This is a genomic window from Streptomyces sp. NPDC050528, assembly GCF_044457795.1.
In the GTDB taxonomy this organism is placed as follows: Bacteria; Actinomycetota; Actinomycetes; order Streptomycetales; family Streptomycetaceae; genus Streptomyces.
Genome location: NZ_JBITHH010000003.1, coordinates 185682 through 200577 on the forward strand (window position 1 = coordinate 185682; position 14896 = coordinate 200577).

The following is a 14896-nucleotide window of genomic DNA, read 5'->3' on the forward strand; positions in this document are numbered from 1 at the left end:
ACGCGTGGCTCGCCGTCTATCCGTAGGGGTTATCTGATGCTTGCAATCGTGGCGGCCGTGCTCTTCTTCATCGCCTTCATCATCCGTGTCACCGAGACGTCGACCCAGATCGTCTTCAGCGAGACGAGTCTCATGCTGCTCGGGCTCGCCTTCCTCGCCGCGCATTCGGCCGGACTGGGAACGGGCTGGTCCGCCCGCCGCAGCGGACGTCGGCGCTGAGGAAGCGGCGCGCTGCCTGCACGGCGCGCCTGCCCCTCTCCCCGCCGGCCGAGCATCACTTGGCCTGACCGGTCAGCGACCGGCGCGCTCCCGTACCGCCGCACAGACCCCACCGTCGACGAGAACGTCGATTCCGGAAACGAAAGCGGCCTCGTCCGACAACAGGAACGCCACCGCAGCCGCGACGTCCTCGGCCCGGCCCACCCGCCCGAGCGGCGTCTGCTCCACGAGAGCGGCCATGGCGGGCTGGGCCGAGGCCTCCTGCTGTCCCTGAGGGGTGTCGATGACGCCCGGCGAGACGGAGCACACCCGTGCGCCGTACGGCCCGAGCCGCACCGCCTCCTGCCGTACGAACCGGTGCACCCCGTGCTTGGCCCACGCGTAGGCGAGACCGGTGTTCTCCACGGCGGGCCCGAGGGCCTCGCGCAGCCGGTCGAGAAAGTCCTCCCGCAGCGGATCGTCGAGGATCGCCGCTACGGCGGGATCGGCGTCCAGGTTGCCGAGGAGCGGTGCCATCGAGGCGAAGCACACCATCGCGGTCCCCTCGGTGGCGAGCGGGCGGAGTGCCTCGGCGAGGCGTGCGGTACCGACCAGGTCCACGTCGAAGATGCGCCGCCAGTCGGCCATGGTGGGTGAGATCCCGGCGGCGTGGGAGACGGCTCTGAGGGTGCCCAACTCGGCGACGCGGGCGGTGAGTCGGGACAGTCCGGCCCTGTCGGTGATGTCGAGCACGAAGGGTTCGACCTCGATCTCCCCGTCCGCGGCGGCCAGTTCCTTCGCCGCGGCGGTCGCGGCCAACTCGTCCCGGTCCACCAGCAGCAGCGTGTCCACGAGTTCGGTGAGCCGCCGCGCGCAGGCCAGTCCCATGCCTCGACCGGCGCCGGTCGCGATGCCTACGGTCGTCATCCGTTCCCTCCTCCATGGCCCCAGTACCTGTCCAGTCCCGGTCGTGCCATCCGGTCGACGAGTTCCACGAGCAGACCGCTCGGGCCGCGCAGGAAGGCGAAGGGGGCTCCGCCGGTACCGGTCCGGCTCGCCTCGGTCACGAAGCCCTGCCGGGTGAGTTCGGCCGCGTCCGCGGCGACGTCGTCGGACCAGTAGCCGACGTGGTGCACCCCGCCGCCGGCCGCCGGTTCCCACAGGGTGCCCGGGACTTGGCGGATGATCTCCAGTCGGGGCAGTGTCCGGGAGTAGACGCAGTTGATGTCGAGAACGGCGTTTCCGGTCGGTAGCGTCACCGGAAGCGGCCCGCCGATCTCGGCGCACCACTCGTACCCGAACGCCGCCGAGAGCTCGGCCAGCGTCCCCTCGAAGTTCTCGACGACAAGCCCGAGATGGAACTGGTCCTCCGCCCTCACGACTCCCCCTCCACCCCGGAAACGTCATGCTCACCCAGGCGGGGCGGCGGCCCGTACTCGGGCTCGTACCCATCGACCCGCACGGAACTGCGCACCAGCCGAAAGTCCCCGGCCGTCACCACGGCCTCCGGTGTCGCCGCCAACGCCTGCGGCAGCGTCCGTACGGCGGCGGTCGGCACCCCGAGCGGACGCAGCCGCGCCTCCCATCCCGCGGCGGTGTCGCCGGCCAGGGCATCGGTCACCGCGGCCAGCACCTCCTCGCGGTGCTCGGCGCGTTCCGCCATGGTGGGGAATCCCTGGACGCCGGCCTCTGCTGCGAAGGACTTCCAGAAGCCGTCGTGGGTGATGAAGAGCGCCAAGTAGCCCTCGGCGGTGGGAAAGAGCTGGGCCGGCACGTAGTAGGAGTGCGCGCCGAGGGGCAGTCGGCGCGGTTCGACGCCCTCGTTGAGGTAGGCGGAGGCGCGGTAGTTGAGCTGAGAGAGCATCACATCCCGTAGCGACACCTCCACTTGGCCGCCCCGCCCCGAGACAATCTGCGCGAGGAGCCCCAACGCGGCTGTCAGACCCGAGGAGTTGTCGGCCGAGGAGTAACCAGGCAGCGTCGGCGGGTCGTTGGGAGCGCCGGTGAGGGCGGCGACTCCCGTGGCGGCCTGGACCACGTAGTCGAAGGCAGGCTCGTCGCCCGCGTCCAGGCCGTATCCGGTGAGCGCGACGCACACGATCCGGTCGTTCCACTTGCGCAGCACGTCGTAGGTCAGGCCCAGTCGGTGGATCGCCGACGGTTTCAGATTGACGAGCAACGCATTGGAATCCACGACGAGTTGACCGAGCCGGGCCTGTCCTTCGTCGGTCGTGAGGTCGAGGCGGATGCTGCGCTTTCCGCGGTTGAGGCTGGCGAAGTAGGCGTCGCTCACCTGGCGTGAGATGTCCCCGCCGGGCGGTTCGATCTTGGTGACCTGGGCGCCGAGGTCGGCGAGCATCATCGTGGCGTAGGGGCCGGCCAGCATGTGGCCGACCTCCAGGATGCGGATGCCGTCGAGCGGTCCGGCGGTCATCGCAGGTCCGCGGCGAGGGCGGCGAGCATGTCGCGGGTGCGGCACTTGGAGGCGACCAGTTCGTCGCGGTTGTCGCCGATGGGCAGCAGCCGTACGGAAAGGTCGGTGACCCCGGCATCGGCGAACCGCTTGAAGCGGGCGGCAATGGCGTTCTCGTCCCCCGCCGCGCACAGGTCGCCGATGTCGCGGGCGTCGCCGTACTCAAGCACCCGTTGGTAGTTGGGCGAGATCTCGGCCTCGCCGAGGATGCGGTTGGCGCGCTCACGAGCCTCGTCGACGCGGTCGGGGCCGCACAGGCAGACCGGGATGCCCGCGACGATCCGGGGTGCAGGGCGTCCGGCGCTCTCGGCGGCCTTGGTGATGCGGGGGACGACGTGTTCGGCGACGGCGCGTTCGTCGGCCATCCACAGGACGGTGCCGTCGGCCCGTTCCCCGGCGAGGCGCAGCATGACCGGGCCGAGGGCCGCCAGCAGGACCGGCAGCGGGGCGACGGGGGCGAGGGTGAGCGGGTTGTGGACGGTGAAAGTGTCGTTCTCGACATCGACCTCGCCCGTTCCGCCGAACGCGGCGTCCAGGACGTCCAGGTAGTCCCGGGTGAGGGCGGCCGGTTTCTCGTACGGCAGTCCCAGCATGTCCCGGATGATCCAGTGGTGGGACGGCCCGAGGCCCAGCGCGAGGCGTCCTCCCGTCGCGGCCTGGGCCGAAATGGCCTGCCGGGCAAGGGCGATGGGGTGCTGGGCCTGCAACGGGACGACGGCGGTGCCGAGTTCGATGCGCTCGGTGCGCGCACCCATCAGCGCGATCGCGGTGAGCGCGTCGAAGTCTGACGGGATCTGCGGTACCCACACGGTGTCGAAGCCCGCCTTCTCGGCCCAGGTCACGTCGTCGATCATCCGTGTGACCTTGCGGACCGAGTCCCCGCGCTCGGGCCCGATCATCACTCCGATGCGCACGCTGCCTCCAGATTGTCCAATTGCCGCCGGATCATGGCGAGTTGACGGTGGTCAGGGCGCGCATCGTGGTCACGAGGGCGTCGAGCGGGGTGCCCGTGGGGAAGACCGCGGCGGCGCCGGCCGTGAGCAGTTTCGGTACGTCGGCCGGCGGGATGGTGCCGCCGACGACGACGGCGATGTCCTCGGAGCCGGTGGCGCGCAGCGCCTCGATGACGCGGGTGGTCAGCGCGAGGTGCGCGCCGGAGAGGATGCTGAGGCCTACGACGGCCACGTCCTCCTGGACGGCGACGGCCACGATGTCGTCGACGCGCTGCCGGATCCCGGTGAAGATCACCTCGAAGCCGGCGTCGCGCAGCGTCCGCGCGACGATCTTGGCGCCGCGGTCGTGTCCGTCGAGCCCCGGTTTGGCGACCAGTACGCGGGCCGTCATCAGAACACCACCGGCTGCTGGAACTCGCCCCAGACCGCCTTGAGCGCGGCGACCATCTCGCCGACCGTGCAGTAGGCGTTGGCGCAGTCGATCAGGATGGGCATGAGGTTCTCGGTGCCTTCCGCGGCGCGGGACAGTTCGGCGAGACGTTGCCGTACGACGACGGCGTCACGGGTTGCCTTGACGTCGGCAAGCCGTTTCAGCTGGCGGTCGCGGCCCTCCGCGTCGAGTTCGTAGGTGGCGAGGTCGGGCGGGGGTTCGTCGGAGACGAAGCGGTTGACGCCGACGACCGGCCGGGTTCCCGCCTCGACCTCGCGGTGCAACTGGTAGGCCTCGTCGGCGATCAGGGTCTGCAGATAACCGTCCTCAATGGCGCGGACCATGCCGCCGTAGCGCTCCAGGTCGTCCATGATCTCGACGATGCGGGCCTCGGTGGCGTCGGTGAGTGCCTCGACGAAGTACGAGCCGCCGAGCGGGTCCGCGACCCGGGTGACGCCGGTCTCGTGGGCGAGGATCTGCTGGGTGCGCAGGGCGAGGGTCGCCGACTCCTCGCTGGGCAGGGCGAACGGTTCGTCCCAGGCGGCCGTGAACATCGACTGGACGCCGCCGAGGACCGAGGCGAGTGCCTCGTAGGCGACGCGGACGGTGTTGTTCTGTGCCTGGGGTGCGTAGAGGGAGGCGCCGCCGGCGACACACCCGAAGCGGAACATGGCCGCCTTGTCGCTGCCCGCCCCGTACCGCTCGCGCACGATGGTGGCCCAACGCCTCCGTCCGGCACGGTACTTGGCGACTTCCTCGAAGAAGTCGCCGTGCGTGTAGAAGAAGAAGGAGACCTGCGGAGCGAACTGATCGATCGTCATACGGCCCCGGGCCAGCACCGTGTCGCAGTACGTGACCCCGTCCGCGAGCGTAAAAGCCATCTCCTGTACGGCGTTGGCGCCCGCGTCGCGGAAGTGCGAGCCGGCGACCGAGATGGCGTTGAAGCGCGGGACTTCGGCGGCGCAGAACTCGATGGTGTCGGCGATGAGTCGCAGCGACGGTTCGGCGGGCCAGATCCAAGTACCCCTGGACGCGTACTCCTTGAGGATGTCGTTCTGGATCGTCCCGGTGAGTTTCGCCCGCGGCACACCCGCACGTTCGGCTGCCGCGACGTAGAAGGCGAGCAGGATCGCGGCCGTGCCGTTGATGGTGAAACTGGTGCTGATCCTGTCGAGCGGGATGCCCTCGAAGAGGATCTCGGCGTCGGCGAGGGTGTCGACGGCGACGCCCACCCGGCCTACTTCCTCGGCCACTTCGGGGTCGTCGGAGTCGTAGCCGCACTGTGTGGGCAGGTCGAGCGCCACGGAGAGTCCGGTGCCGCCCTGTTGGAGGAGGTAGTGGTAGCGGCGGTTGGAGGACTCGGCGGTGCCGAAGCCGGAGTACTGGCGCAGTGTCCACAGCCGTCCCCGGTAGCCGGTGGCGTAATTGCCGCGCGTGAAGGGGAAGTTGCCCGGCGCGGGCGGTGCGGTGTCGACGTCGTCGGGGCCGTAGACCGGTTTGAGGGGCAGGCCGGACGCGGTCCGGACGAGGTCGTCGCCCTGGGGCGGTGTGGGAGGCGTCATCGCAGGAGGTCCTTCATCACTTTTCCGGTGGCGTTCAGCGGCAGTTCCGTGCGGAACTCCACGGTCCGGGGCACCTTGAACCCGGCCATCCGGAGCCGGCTCCACTCGATCAACTCGTCGGCGGTCAGCGGCCCTTGGCGGACGACGAAGGCCTTGCCGACCTGTCCCATCCGCTCGTCGGGGACGCCGATCACGGCGGCCTGGGCGACCGCCGGGTGTTCCATGAGGAAGCCCTCGATCTCGGCGGGGTAGGCGTTGAAGCCGCCGACGATGAACATGTCCTTCTTGCGGCCGACGATCTTCAGGTAGCCGCGCTCGTCGAGCGTGCCGAGGTCGCCGGTGTGCAGCCAGCCGTCCGGGTCGATGGCCTCAGCGGTGGCGTCGGGGTCGTTGAAGTAGCCGTGCATCACGCTGTAGCCGCGGACCAACACCTCGCCGTCGTCCGCGACTTGGACCTCGACGCCGTCGCAGGGAGTGCCGACGGTGGTGGCGATGTCCTCGAACGAGTCGCCCGGCCGGGTGGCGGTGGCCGTGCCGGCCTCGGTCAGGCCGTAGCCCGTCATGATCGAGGTGAAGGGGAGTTCGGTCATCACTCTTCGGATCAGTTCGACGGGGATGTCGGCGGACCCGGTGACCGCAACTCGCAGTGAGGACAGGTCTCTTGAACCTCGGTCGGTCAGGAGGGAGTGGTAGAGCGTGGGCGGGCCGGGCAGGACCGTGACCCTCTCGCGCTCGACCAGGTCCAGGACGTGGTCCACGTCGAAGACGGGGACGGGGAGGATGGTCATGCCGCGGATGAGGGATGCGACCAGGCCCGCCTTGAGGCCGAAGATGTGGAAGAACGGGTTGACGATCAGATAGCGGTCGCCCTCCCTGACCCCGGCCAGGTCGCACCACTCCGCGTACAACCGGAGCGTCTGGGCGTGGGTCATCGGGACGCCCTTGGGCCGGCCGGTGGTGCCCGACGTGAAGACGATGTCGCTGACCTGATCGCCGGTCACCTTCCGCTCGAAGGGTGAACCGCTCGCCAGGAAGCCGGACTTGAGGTCGAAGACCGGCACGCCGGGCGGCGCCTTGAAGTCCAGGCCGAGGAAACCCTCCTGGACTAGAACGGCCTTCGCGCCGCTGCGAACGATGATGTCGTGCGCCTCGTCCGCCTTGAACCGGGTGTTCACCGGCACCACCACACCGCCCGCGGTCATCAGACCGAAGGCGGCGACGATCCACTCGGCGGAGTTCGGCGCCCAGATCGCGACCCGGTCGCCCTGCTCCACCCCGGCCGACGCGAACGCACCCGCAGCCACACGCACCCGCTCGACCAGCTCGGTGAACGTGAGGCGGAGCGGGCCGTCCACCACGGCTTCGGCGTCACCGAAGCGGTCGGCCGCGCTCAGCACCATCTGCGGGATGCTCTCCCAGGTCATACGCCGATCAACCGGGCGAGGTTGCCGCCCATGATCTTGGCCTGGTCGGCCTCCTTCATGCCCTGGATGGCGTCGATGTAGGAGACCGGGTCGGCCAGCCCCTCGGGGTGCGGGTAGTCGGACCCGAACAGGACGCGCTCGACTCCGACGACCTCGGAGAGCGCGGCCATGTCCTCCTCCCAGAACGGGCTGATGTGGATGCGCTTCCTGACCTCCTCGACCGGATCGCCCAGGAAGCCCTTCGGCTGCTTCTTGTAGGTGCTGCCCAGTTGGTCGAGGAGCGGCAGCAGCCAGGAAGAGCCGTTCTCGATGACCGAGACCTTCAGTTCCGGGAAGCGGAACAGGGCTCCGTGGCAGACCCAGGACGCGACCGCGTCGGTGACCGGGCGCCACTCGGACATCATCCGGAAGACCTGCGCCTGGAACGGCGTCATCTCCTGGCTCTTGCCCTCCCAGTCGCTGGAGTAGCGCGAGTAGCCGCTGTCGGAGGAGTGCATGGCCACCAGCACGCCCGCCTCCTCGACCCGCTTCCAGAACGGGTCGAACTCCGGCAGCGCGAAGGACCGCGATCCGCCATAGCCGGGGACCGGGGCGGGCCGGACGAGAATCGCCCTCGCTCCGCGCTCCAGGCACCACTCCAGCTCGGCGATCGCCTTGTCCAGGATCGGCAGGCTGATCACCGGGGTGGTGAAAATGCGGTTCTTGTAGCTGAACTGCCAGGTCTCGTGCAGCCATTGGTTGAGGGCATGGACGACGACGTGGATCAGCTCCGGGTCGTCCCGCATCCGTTCCTCGACCAGGCTGGCGAGGGTCGGGAACATCAGGGTCTGGTGGATACCCAGGTCGTCCATGAGCGCCAGGCGTGGCCCGGGCTCGCGGAACGCGGGGATCGACCGCATCGGCTCGCCGAACAGCTCCCGGTGGGACTTGCCCTCCGGGTTCCCCTCGCGGAAGTAGTCCTCCCACGCGCCGGGCCGGGCCACGACCTCGAAGGTGGGGTTGGGGATGTAGTCGCTGATCTGACCGCGGATGGCGATCTTCGTACGGCCCTTCACCTGCACGTACTGGATGGCGCTCGCGTACTGCTTGGGCAGGTACCGAGTGAGCGCATCCTCCGTCTCGTACAGGTGGTTGTCCGCGTCGAACAGTGGATACGGCGGCACGCGCGATGGCATGAGATCCTCCTTCGCAGATTGCGAGAATCCTATTCTCACTCTTGATGGGCGGCAATATCCTTGCGGAGAACGAACTTCTGGACCTTCCCGCTCGCGGTGCGCGGGAAGTCGTCGACGACGTGCAGTTCCTCCGGCCACTTCTGCCGGGCCAGGCCCGCCGAGGCGAAGTGGGCGCGCAGGTCGTCGAGGGTGGGTTCCGGCTGGCCCGGCCGCAGTCGTACGACGGCTGCCGCGTGCTCTCCGAGGCGCGCGTCCGGGGCGGCCACGACCGCGGCCTCGGCGACGGCCGGCAGGGCGAGGAGAACCTCCTCCACCTCCAGCGCGCCGATGTTCTCGCCGCCGCGGATGATGATGTCCGCCTTGCGGTCGGTGATGGTGAGGTAGCCGTCCTCGTCGAACTCCCCGATGTCGCCGGTGTGGTACCAGCCGTCCGCGTCGAAGGCCCGCTCGGTGAGGGCCGGGTCGGTGTAGCCGAGGCACAGGTCGGGGCCGCGGCTGAGGATCTCGCCGTCCTCGGCGAGCCGGATCTCCACTCCGGTCAGCGCGTCGCCGTCGGTGTAGAGCCGTTTGTCCTCGGGCGCGGTGTGGGCCGAGGCGGTGATCGAGGGGTGCTCGGTGCTGCCGTAGGCGCGGAAGACGGTGATGCCGAGGTCGGCGAGGCGTCTGGTCACCGCGTTCGGTACGGTCGCGCCGCCGAGACCCGCGTACTTCATGCTCGTGAGGTGACCGGGCGTGAAGTCGGGGTGGTCGAGGAGGCTCGTCATGTAGTACGCGGCGCCGCCTCCGACGGTGAGGCCGTCACGGGCCATCAACTCCAGGGCGAGGCCCGGGTCCCAGGTGTCGGCGAGGTTCACGGGGCTGCCGTCGAGGACGGGGATCAGGAAGGCGTTCACCATGCCGATGAAGTGGCCGACGGGCGCGGAGGTGAGCTGGTCGCCGCGGTCGGGCGGGTAGCGGCCGGCGAGTTGGCGGGTCTCGAAGCCCAGGGTGCGGTGGCTGTGCACAACTCCCTTGGGGTCGCGGGTCGTTCCGGAGGTGAAGGCGATCAGCGCGGGCCCGGACGGGTCCGTCGGTACGACGCCGGGCAGGGGTTCGTCGGCGAGCAGTTCGCCGAAGTCCCGTCCTACGACGCCGACCACGGGGATCTTCGCGCTCAGCTCGGGGTCGTGGCGCAGGTGCCCGAAGCGTTCGGCGGTGACGAAGACCTTGGGCTGGACGGTGTCGAGGATGTAGCCGACTTCCTTGCGGCCGTAGAAGTGGACGATCGGCACCACGACCGCGCCGAGGAAGGCCGAGGCCCAGAAGACCGCTGCCGCCTCCATCCAGTTGGGCAGTTGGAGTGCCACGACGTCGCCGGGGACGATGCCCCGCTCGCGCAGTCCCGCGGCCAGTCGGCGGGCGGTCAGTTCGACCTCGCCGAAGGTCCCTTCCCAGGGCCGGACCGTCGAGTGGACCCGGAACGCGGTCTCCGGGGCGGCAGTCAGTCCCCGCGTCAGCAGGTCACCGATCGTCTCCCTGGTCCACCAGCCCTCCGCCTCATAGCGGTTGACGAGTTCAGCGGGGATCGCTCGCACGACAGGAACTTCCTCTCGTCATTGAGAATTGCACTCTCTCAGAGCGAGAAGGTAAATTCCATACATGGGACGAGACCACGGGTTCCACCCGGTGCGGATCACACGGATCATCCAGGAGACGCCCGACACACGGACGTACGTACTCGACGCGCCCTTCCCGTACCGGGCGGGCCAGTTCGTGACGATCAAGGCCTGTGGCACGCTGCGCAGTTACTCGATGTCCAGTTCGCCGGAGACGGACACCGAGCTGATGACGACGGTGAAGCGGGTTCCGGGGGGCCTGGTGTCCAACTGGATGCACGACCATCTCGCGCCCGGCGACGTCGTCGAAACCACGCTGCCCGCAGGGGTGTTCTGTCTGCGGGAGGGCGACGAGGCAGGCGGGGCACGGGAGTTGACCGCTCCGGTGGTCGCGTTCTGCGGGGGCAGCGGGATTACGCCGATCCTGTCGCTCGCCAAGTCGGCGCTCGCCGGGACCGGGCGGCCGGTGCGGGTGCTGTCCGCCGACCGGGACGCCAACTCCGTCATCTTCGCCGCCGCGTTGGGCGAGTTGGGCGAGCGGTATCCGGACCGGTTCGTGGTCCGGCACCATCTCGACGACCGGCAGGGGTTCGTCACCGCGGACCAGGTGCGGGAGTTCGCGGGCGGTGACACGGACGCGGATTTCTACCTCTGCGGGCCCGCGCCCTTCATGGAGTTGGTGGAGAACGCGCTTCTCACCGACGGGGTCGCCCCGGAGCGGATCTTCGTCGAGCGGTTCGCGCAGACCGCCGCCGAACACCCGCTCCAGGAGAACCCCGAGCGGGAATCCGAGGAACCCGCCGACCAGGACGGCACCCTCACGCTCGTGCTCTCCGGCAAGCGGCACACGCTCGCGCAGCGCTCCGGCGAGACGTTTCTGGAGAGTGCGCGTCGGGCAGGTCTGGCCCCGCCGTTCTCCTGCGAGGCGGGCAACTGCGCCACCTGTATCGCCCACGTCATCGAAGGCGAGGCCAAGATGCGCGTCAACAACGCGCTCGACGACGACGAGATCGCCGAGGGCTGGGTCCTGACCTGCCAGGGCGAGCCGACCACCCCGCACGTCACTGTCGAATACGAGGACTGAGGCCATGGACGTAGATCTCGAACTCGACGAGGGCCTGGCGGTCGTCACCATCGACCGCCCGCACGCCCGCAACGCCATCGCCCCGACCACAATGGACGAACTCGACACGGTCCTCGACGCGGCAGCCGGCGCCAAGGCGCTGGTCATCACCGGTGCGGGCGACCGGGCGTTCGTCTCGGGCGGGGATCTGAAGCAGTTGAGTGCGATCCGGACCGAGGAGGACGCGATGGCCATGGCCGTGCGGATGAGGGGGATCTGCGATCGCATCGCGGCCTTCCCGGGACCGGTGATCGCCGCGTTGAACGGGCACGCGTTCGGCGGCGGCGCCGAGGTCGCGGTGGCCGCCGACATCCGGGTCGCCGCCGACGACATCAGGATCGGCTTCAACCAGGTGGCCCTGGCGATCATGCCCGCGTGGGGCGGCGCCGAGCGGCTCGCCCAACTGGTGGGCAAGGGGCGGGCGTTGATGCTCGCCGGCGCCGGGACGGTCCTCGACGCGGCCGAGGCCCAACGCGTCGGACTGCTCGAACTGGTGCTGCCGCGCGCGGAGTTCGCCGAGGGCTGGCGCACCCTGGCCAGATCCCTCGCGACCAATCCGGCGCGGGAGATCAAACGCGTGATGAGCGAAGCCGTCCCGGAGGAGGAGGCGGCCCGCGCGTTCGCCCGCCTCTGGGTGTCCGACGAGCACTGGCAGGCAGCGGAGAGGGTGATGTCCCGTGGGTGACACGCGAGTTGGGGCGACCGGAGCGGAGACCGGCCTGAGCCACGCCGACCTGGCCGACGTACGGACGCACACGGACCGTGCGGCGGCCGGCGACGGGCGGGTGCGGGTCGAGTCGAGCCCGGTGGGGCCGATCGTACGACCGCCGGACGCGAGCGATCTCGTCATCCTGTATCTGCACGGGGACCGGCAGTTGTCGGCCTCTCCGGAGTCGGCGGTGGACCTGGCGGAGCGACTCGCCTTGCGAACAGGGGCAGTTGTGGTGTGCCCGCGCTATCGGTCGTCGTTCCCTGGGGCGCTCGACGACGTGCACGCCGTATACAGCTCGTGCCAGGCGCGTGGTCCGGTCGCGTTGGCCGGTGAGCGGTTGGGGGCCGGGCTCGCGGCCTCGTTGCTGGTGCGGCTGCGGGACATGGGGGCTCAGGCGCCGGACTGTGCGGTGCTGAGTTCGGCGCTGCTGGACCTGACGTTGGACGCGCCGAGTCTGCTGTTCAACGCGGCCGCCGATCCGGGCTTCGACATCGACGAACTCCGGTTGCACGCGGCCCGGTTCGCGGGCGGCGCCGACCGGACCAACCCGCTGCTGAGCCCGCTGCACGCCAATCTGCACGGGCTGCCGCCGATCCAGCTCCTGGTCGCCGGTACCGATCCGCTGCTGGACGACTCCCTGTCCTTCGCCGCCCGCGCCGCGCACTCCGGTGTCACGGTGGATCTTCGGGTACGGCCGGACGCGGTGAGTCTGCATCCGGAGAGCGTGACGGCGATGGCCGATTTCATACAGGCGTGGGCCCGAGCAGCACGCCCATGACATCGCGGATGATCTCGGGGTAGTCGGTCTGCTCCTCGTCGAGCATCCACTGCTGCTGGACCCCTTCGAGCATCGCCACCACGGCGGTGGCGGCGGCTCGGGGGGTCAGGCCGCTGGGGACCCGGTCGCCGTAGAGCGCGGTGAGGTGCTCGACGGTCTGGTCCTGGATCGACCGGTAGTAGTCGTGGCAGAACCGCTGTGCCTCGTCGCTGCCGGTGACGCCCTCGGCCACGAGAACGCTGTGGATCTGGGCGAGACCGGGATTCTTGTGGTCATAGGTGATGACCTCGGCGAGCAGTCCGGGCAGGTCCTCGCCGGCGTCCGCGTGGAGGGCGGCCAGGTGTTCGCGGGCGAGGTCCTCACGGAGCTGGACGAGGGCGAGGAGAAGCCGCTTCTTGCTCGGGAAGTAGTGCAGCACGCCCTGCCGGGTCAGGCCGGCGCGCTCGGCCACGGCGTCGATGGAGGCCTTCTTGTAACCCCGCTCGGCGAACACCCCCAGCGCGGCGACAAGAATCTCCTCGTGTCGGGCCGTCGTCATTGAGCACCCCTTCCACCCCGGCAACACGCATGTGACATTACGGTTGCCGTCGCGATCGGGCGACCCTTCCGGCCATGGCATTGCCCTTCCCGGGCCGGGCCTCGTTCGTTCTCACGCGCCCCGGGACGGCATCTCGAAGCCAGAGACGATCACCGCGTTCGTCTCGGCCGCCGCCTGCCGCAGGGGCTTCGCGCGTCCGTAGGCCTCCGACTCGTACCAGGCCCTCGCGGCTTCGACGCTCTCAAATTCGAGAACGACGGTCCGGTCGCCGTGCCACTCGCCTTCGAGAAGCTGCGGCCGGCCGTCGGCCGCGAGGACGGACGCGCCGCCCTGGGCGATCGACGGACCGGCCGCCCGGCTGTAGGCGTCCATTCCGGCCGGGTCCTTGATGGACTCGGTCAGGATGACGTACCCCTTGGGCATCCGGTGCTCCTCAGCTCAGCGTGATCGCGCGCTCGGGACAGCTGCCCACGGCCGTGCGGACCTGTTCCTCGTACTCCGCGGGGACCTCGGGGGTCAGCACCTCGGCGTAGCCGTCGTCGGTCAGGTCGAACACCTCGGGGCAGATCGACCAGCAGATGCCGTGACCCCGGCAACGGTCCGCGTCAACCACGGCTTTCATCGCGCGGACTCCTCGGACTCCTCGGACCTGTCGGACTCCTCGGCGAGCGTGAACTCCAGGTTGAGATGGGTGAGTCCGCGCAGGATGTACGTCGGCAGGTAACGGAAGTTCCGCGCGTCGGCAGGGCCGTGCACGCTCTCCGAGATCCTGATGTCCGTCGTACGGTCCAACATGCGCTCGATGCCGACCCGGGCCTCGGCGCGGGCCAGTGGGGCACCGGGGCAGGTGTGGGGGCCCCGGCCGAAGGCGAGGTGGTGGCGGGCGTTGGCGCGGGCCGGGTCGAAGATCTCGGGGTCCTCGAAGTGGCGCGGGTCGCGGTTCGCGGCGCCGTTGAGGACCATGAGGGTGGTGCCTGCGGGGATGTCGACGCCGCCGACCGTGGACGGGACGCGGGAGAGCCGGAAATCGCCCTTGATCGGGCTCTCGGTGCGCAGCGTCTCCTCGATGAAGTTCGGGATGCGGTCGCGCTCGGTGCGCAACAGCCGCTGCAGGTCCGGGTCTTCGGCGATCAGCTTGAGGGCGTTGCTCAGCAGCCGGACGGTGGTCTCCTGGCCGGCCGCGAAGAGGTTGGTGGCTACGCGGGCCACGTCGCCGACGTCGGGGGTCGAACCGTCGGCGAACTTCGCGAGGGCGAGACCTGTGATCACGTCCTCGCGGGGTTCGCGGCGGCGCTCCTCGACATAGGCAGAGAACTGCCCGTACAGATACTCCAGCGGCGAGTACGACACCTCGCCGTCCGTGCTGCCGATGCCCGCCTGCGGCCGGTGTTCGAGGCCCTCCACGAACGTGTTGCGGTCCTCGTCGGGCACACCGAGCAGATCGGCGATGACCCTCAGCGTGAAGGGACCGGCGAACCCGCTGATGAAGTCGCCCTCGCCGGCGGCGAGATACGCGTCCAGCTGGGCGTCGGCGAGGTGCCACATCGACGCCTCGTTCTCCTTCAGGCGCCGCGGGGTGATCATCCGCATGAGGAGTCCGCGGTGGTCCGTGTGCACGGGCGGGTCGAGCGTAGGCAACTGGTCGCTCATCGGGAGCTGGTCGCGGTACTGTTCGATCAGCGCGCTCACGTCGTCGCCCACGAGCGGGACCGGGAACCCGGGGAAGGGGCCGGTCACCGAGAGGCAGGACGAGTAGGTGTCGGGGTCGTTGAGGACCTGGATCGCCTCGTCGTACCCCGTCACCATCGTGACGTCGTGATGGTTCTCGCGGAGGACCGGGCACTTCCCGCGCATGGCCTCCAAATAGGGATAGGGGTCCGCGACGACTTCGTCGTCCTGGAAGAAGTCGATCGCCTCGAAGTCCTTCACGGTGTG

Annotated in this window: 17 protein-coding genes; 4 read left to right on the forward strand and 13 right to left on the reverse strand. The window is 69.5% G+C overall.

Annotated features, from left to right (window positions below):
- Positions 1-36: 36 nt before the first annotated feature.
- Complete coding sequence (locus tag ACIBK4_RS12230) at positions 37-219, forward strand: hypothetical protein (protein ID WP_266775092.1); 183 nt, start codon at positions 37-39, stop codon at positions 217-219.
- A gap of 72 nt (positions 220-291) precedes the next feature.
- Here ACIBK4_RS12230 and ACIBK4_RS12235 read toward each other — a convergent pair whose 3' ends face one another.
- Genes ACIBK4_RS12235 through ACIBK4_RS12275 form a run of 9 tightly spaced genes read right to left on the reverse strand, consistent with a single transcriptional unit; the run spans position 292 to position 9789 of the window.
- Entirely contained in the window at positions 292-1125 is an 834-nt protein-coding gene (locus tag ACIBK4_RS12235; protein ID WP_398994565.1) for an SDR family oxidoreductase, read from the reverse strand.
- Positions 1122-1577, reverse strand: a complete 456-nt coding sequence (locus ACIBK4_RS12240) for a VOC family protein (protein WP_398994566.1) — start codon at positions 1575-1577, stop codon at positions 1122-1124. Before ACIBK4_RS12240 ends, ACIBK4_RS12235 begins: the two co-directional genes overlap by 4 nt.
- Positions 1574-2632, reverse strand: a complete 1059-nt coding sequence (locus ACIBK4_RS12245) for a CaiB/BaiF CoA transferase family protein (RefSeq protein WP_398994567.1) — start codon at positions 2630-2632, stop codon at positions 1574-1576. Before ACIBK4_RS12245 ends, ACIBK4_RS12240 begins: the two co-directional genes overlap by 4 nt.
- Positions 2629-3585 carry an LLM class F420-dependent oxidoreductase gene (locus tag ACIBK4_RS12250; protein WP_398994568.1) on the reverse strand — a complete coding sequence of 319 codons (957 nt, stop codon included), beginning with the start codon at positions 3583-3585 and terminating at the stop codon, positions 2629-2631. The genes ACIBK4_RS12245 and ACIBK4_RS12250 overlap by 4 nt, the downstream gene beginning before the upstream one ends.
- Before the next feature lie 31 nt (positions 3586-3616).
- Positions 3617-4015, reverse strand: coding sequence for a cobalamin B12-binding domain-containing protein (locus ACIBK4_RS12255; RefSeq protein WP_398994569.1), 399 nt, complete (start codon positions 4013-4015; stop codon positions 3617-3619).
- Positions 4015-5616, reverse strand: coding sequence for a methylmalonyl-CoA mutase family protein (locus tag ACIBK4_RS12260; RefSeq protein ID WP_398994570.1), 1602 nt, complete (start codon positions 5614-5616; stop codon positions 4015-4017). The genes ACIBK4_RS12255 and ACIBK4_RS12260 overlap by 1 nt, the downstream gene beginning before the upstream one ends.
- On the reverse strand, positions 5613-7040 hold the full coding sequence (locus ACIBK4_RS12265; protein WP_398994571.1) for a FadD3 family acyl-CoA ligase: 1428 nt from the start codon (positions 7038-7040) through the stop codon (positions 5613-5615). Before ACIBK4_RS12265 ends, ACIBK4_RS12260 begins: the two co-directional genes overlap by 4 nt.
- Positions 7037-8215 carry an amidohydrolase family protein gene (locus ACIBK4_RS12270; RefSeq protein WP_398994572.1) on the reverse strand — a complete coding sequence of 393 codons (1179 nt, stop codon included), beginning with the start codon at positions 8213-8215 and terminating at the stop codon, positions 7037-7039. The genes ACIBK4_RS12265 and ACIBK4_RS12270 overlap by 4 nt, the downstream gene beginning before the upstream one ends.
- 35 nt (positions 8216-8250) lie before the next feature.
- Positions 8251-9789, reverse strand: coding sequence for an AMP-binding protein (locus ACIBK4_RS12275; RefSeq protein WP_398994573.1), 1539 nt, complete (start codon positions 9787-9789; stop codon positions 8251-8253).
- Between the two features lie 64 nt (positions 9790-9853).
- Here ACIBK4_RS12275 and ACIBK4_RS12280 point away from each other — a divergent pair, with 64 nt between their 5' ends.
- From ACIBK4_RS12280 to ACIBK4_RS12290, 3 genes are read left to right on the forward strand one after another with little or no spacing between them, the layout of a single operon-like run.
- Entirely contained in the window at positions 9854-10894 is a 1041-nt protein-coding gene (locus ACIBK4_RS12280; protein ID WP_398994574.1) for a 2Fe-2S iron-sulfur cluster-binding protein, read from the forward strand.
- A gap of 4 nt (positions 10895-10898) precedes the next feature.
- Positions 10899-11618: an enoyl-CoA hydratase/isomerase family protein gene (locus tag ACIBK4_RS12285; RefSeq protein WP_398994575.1), complete on the forward strand. Its 720-nt coding sequence runs from the start codon at positions 10899-10901 to the stop codon at positions 11616-11618.
- Positions 11611-12423: an alpha/beta hydrolase fold domain-containing protein gene (locus ACIBK4_RS12290; protein WP_398994576.1), complete on the forward strand. Its 813-nt coding sequence runs from the start codon at positions 11611-11613 to the stop codon at positions 12421-12423. The genes ACIBK4_RS12285 and ACIBK4_RS12290 overlap by 8 nt, the downstream gene beginning before the upstream one ends.
- Here ACIBK4_RS12290 and ACIBK4_RS12295 read toward each other — a convergent pair.
- The 4 genes from ACIBK4_RS12295 to ACIBK4_RS12310 form a co-directional block, all read right to left on the reverse strand.
- Complete coding sequence (locus tag ACIBK4_RS12295; RefSeq protein ID WP_366430786.1) at positions 12389-12961, reverse strand: TetR/AcrR family transcriptional regulator; 573 nt, start codon at positions 12959-12961, stop codon at positions 12389-12391. The genes ACIBK4_RS12290 and ACIBK4_RS12295 overlap by 35 nt on opposite strands.
- A 111-nt stretch (positions 12962-13072) precedes the next feature.
- Positions 13073-13384 (reverse strand): DUF1330 domain-containing protein, encoded by a 312-nt coding sequence (locus ACIBK4_RS12300; RefSeq protein ID WP_398994577.1) that lies wholly within the window; start codon positions 13382-13384, stop codon positions 13073-13075.
- A gap of 10 nt (positions 13385-13394) precedes the next feature.
- Positions 13395-13583 carry a ferredoxin gene (locus tag ACIBK4_RS12305; RefSeq protein ID WP_398994578.1) on the reverse strand — a complete coding sequence of 63 codons (189 nt, stop codon included), beginning with the start codon at positions 13581-13583 and terminating at the stop codon, positions 13395-13397.
- Complete coding sequence (locus ACIBK4_RS12310) at positions 13580-14890, reverse strand: cytochrome P450 (protein ID WP_398994579.1); 1311 nt, start codon at positions 14888-14890, stop codon at positions 13580-13582. The genes ACIBK4_RS12305 and ACIBK4_RS12310 overlap by 4 nt, the downstream gene beginning before the upstream one ends.
- Between the last annotated feature and the right edge of the window lie 6 nt (positions 14891-14896).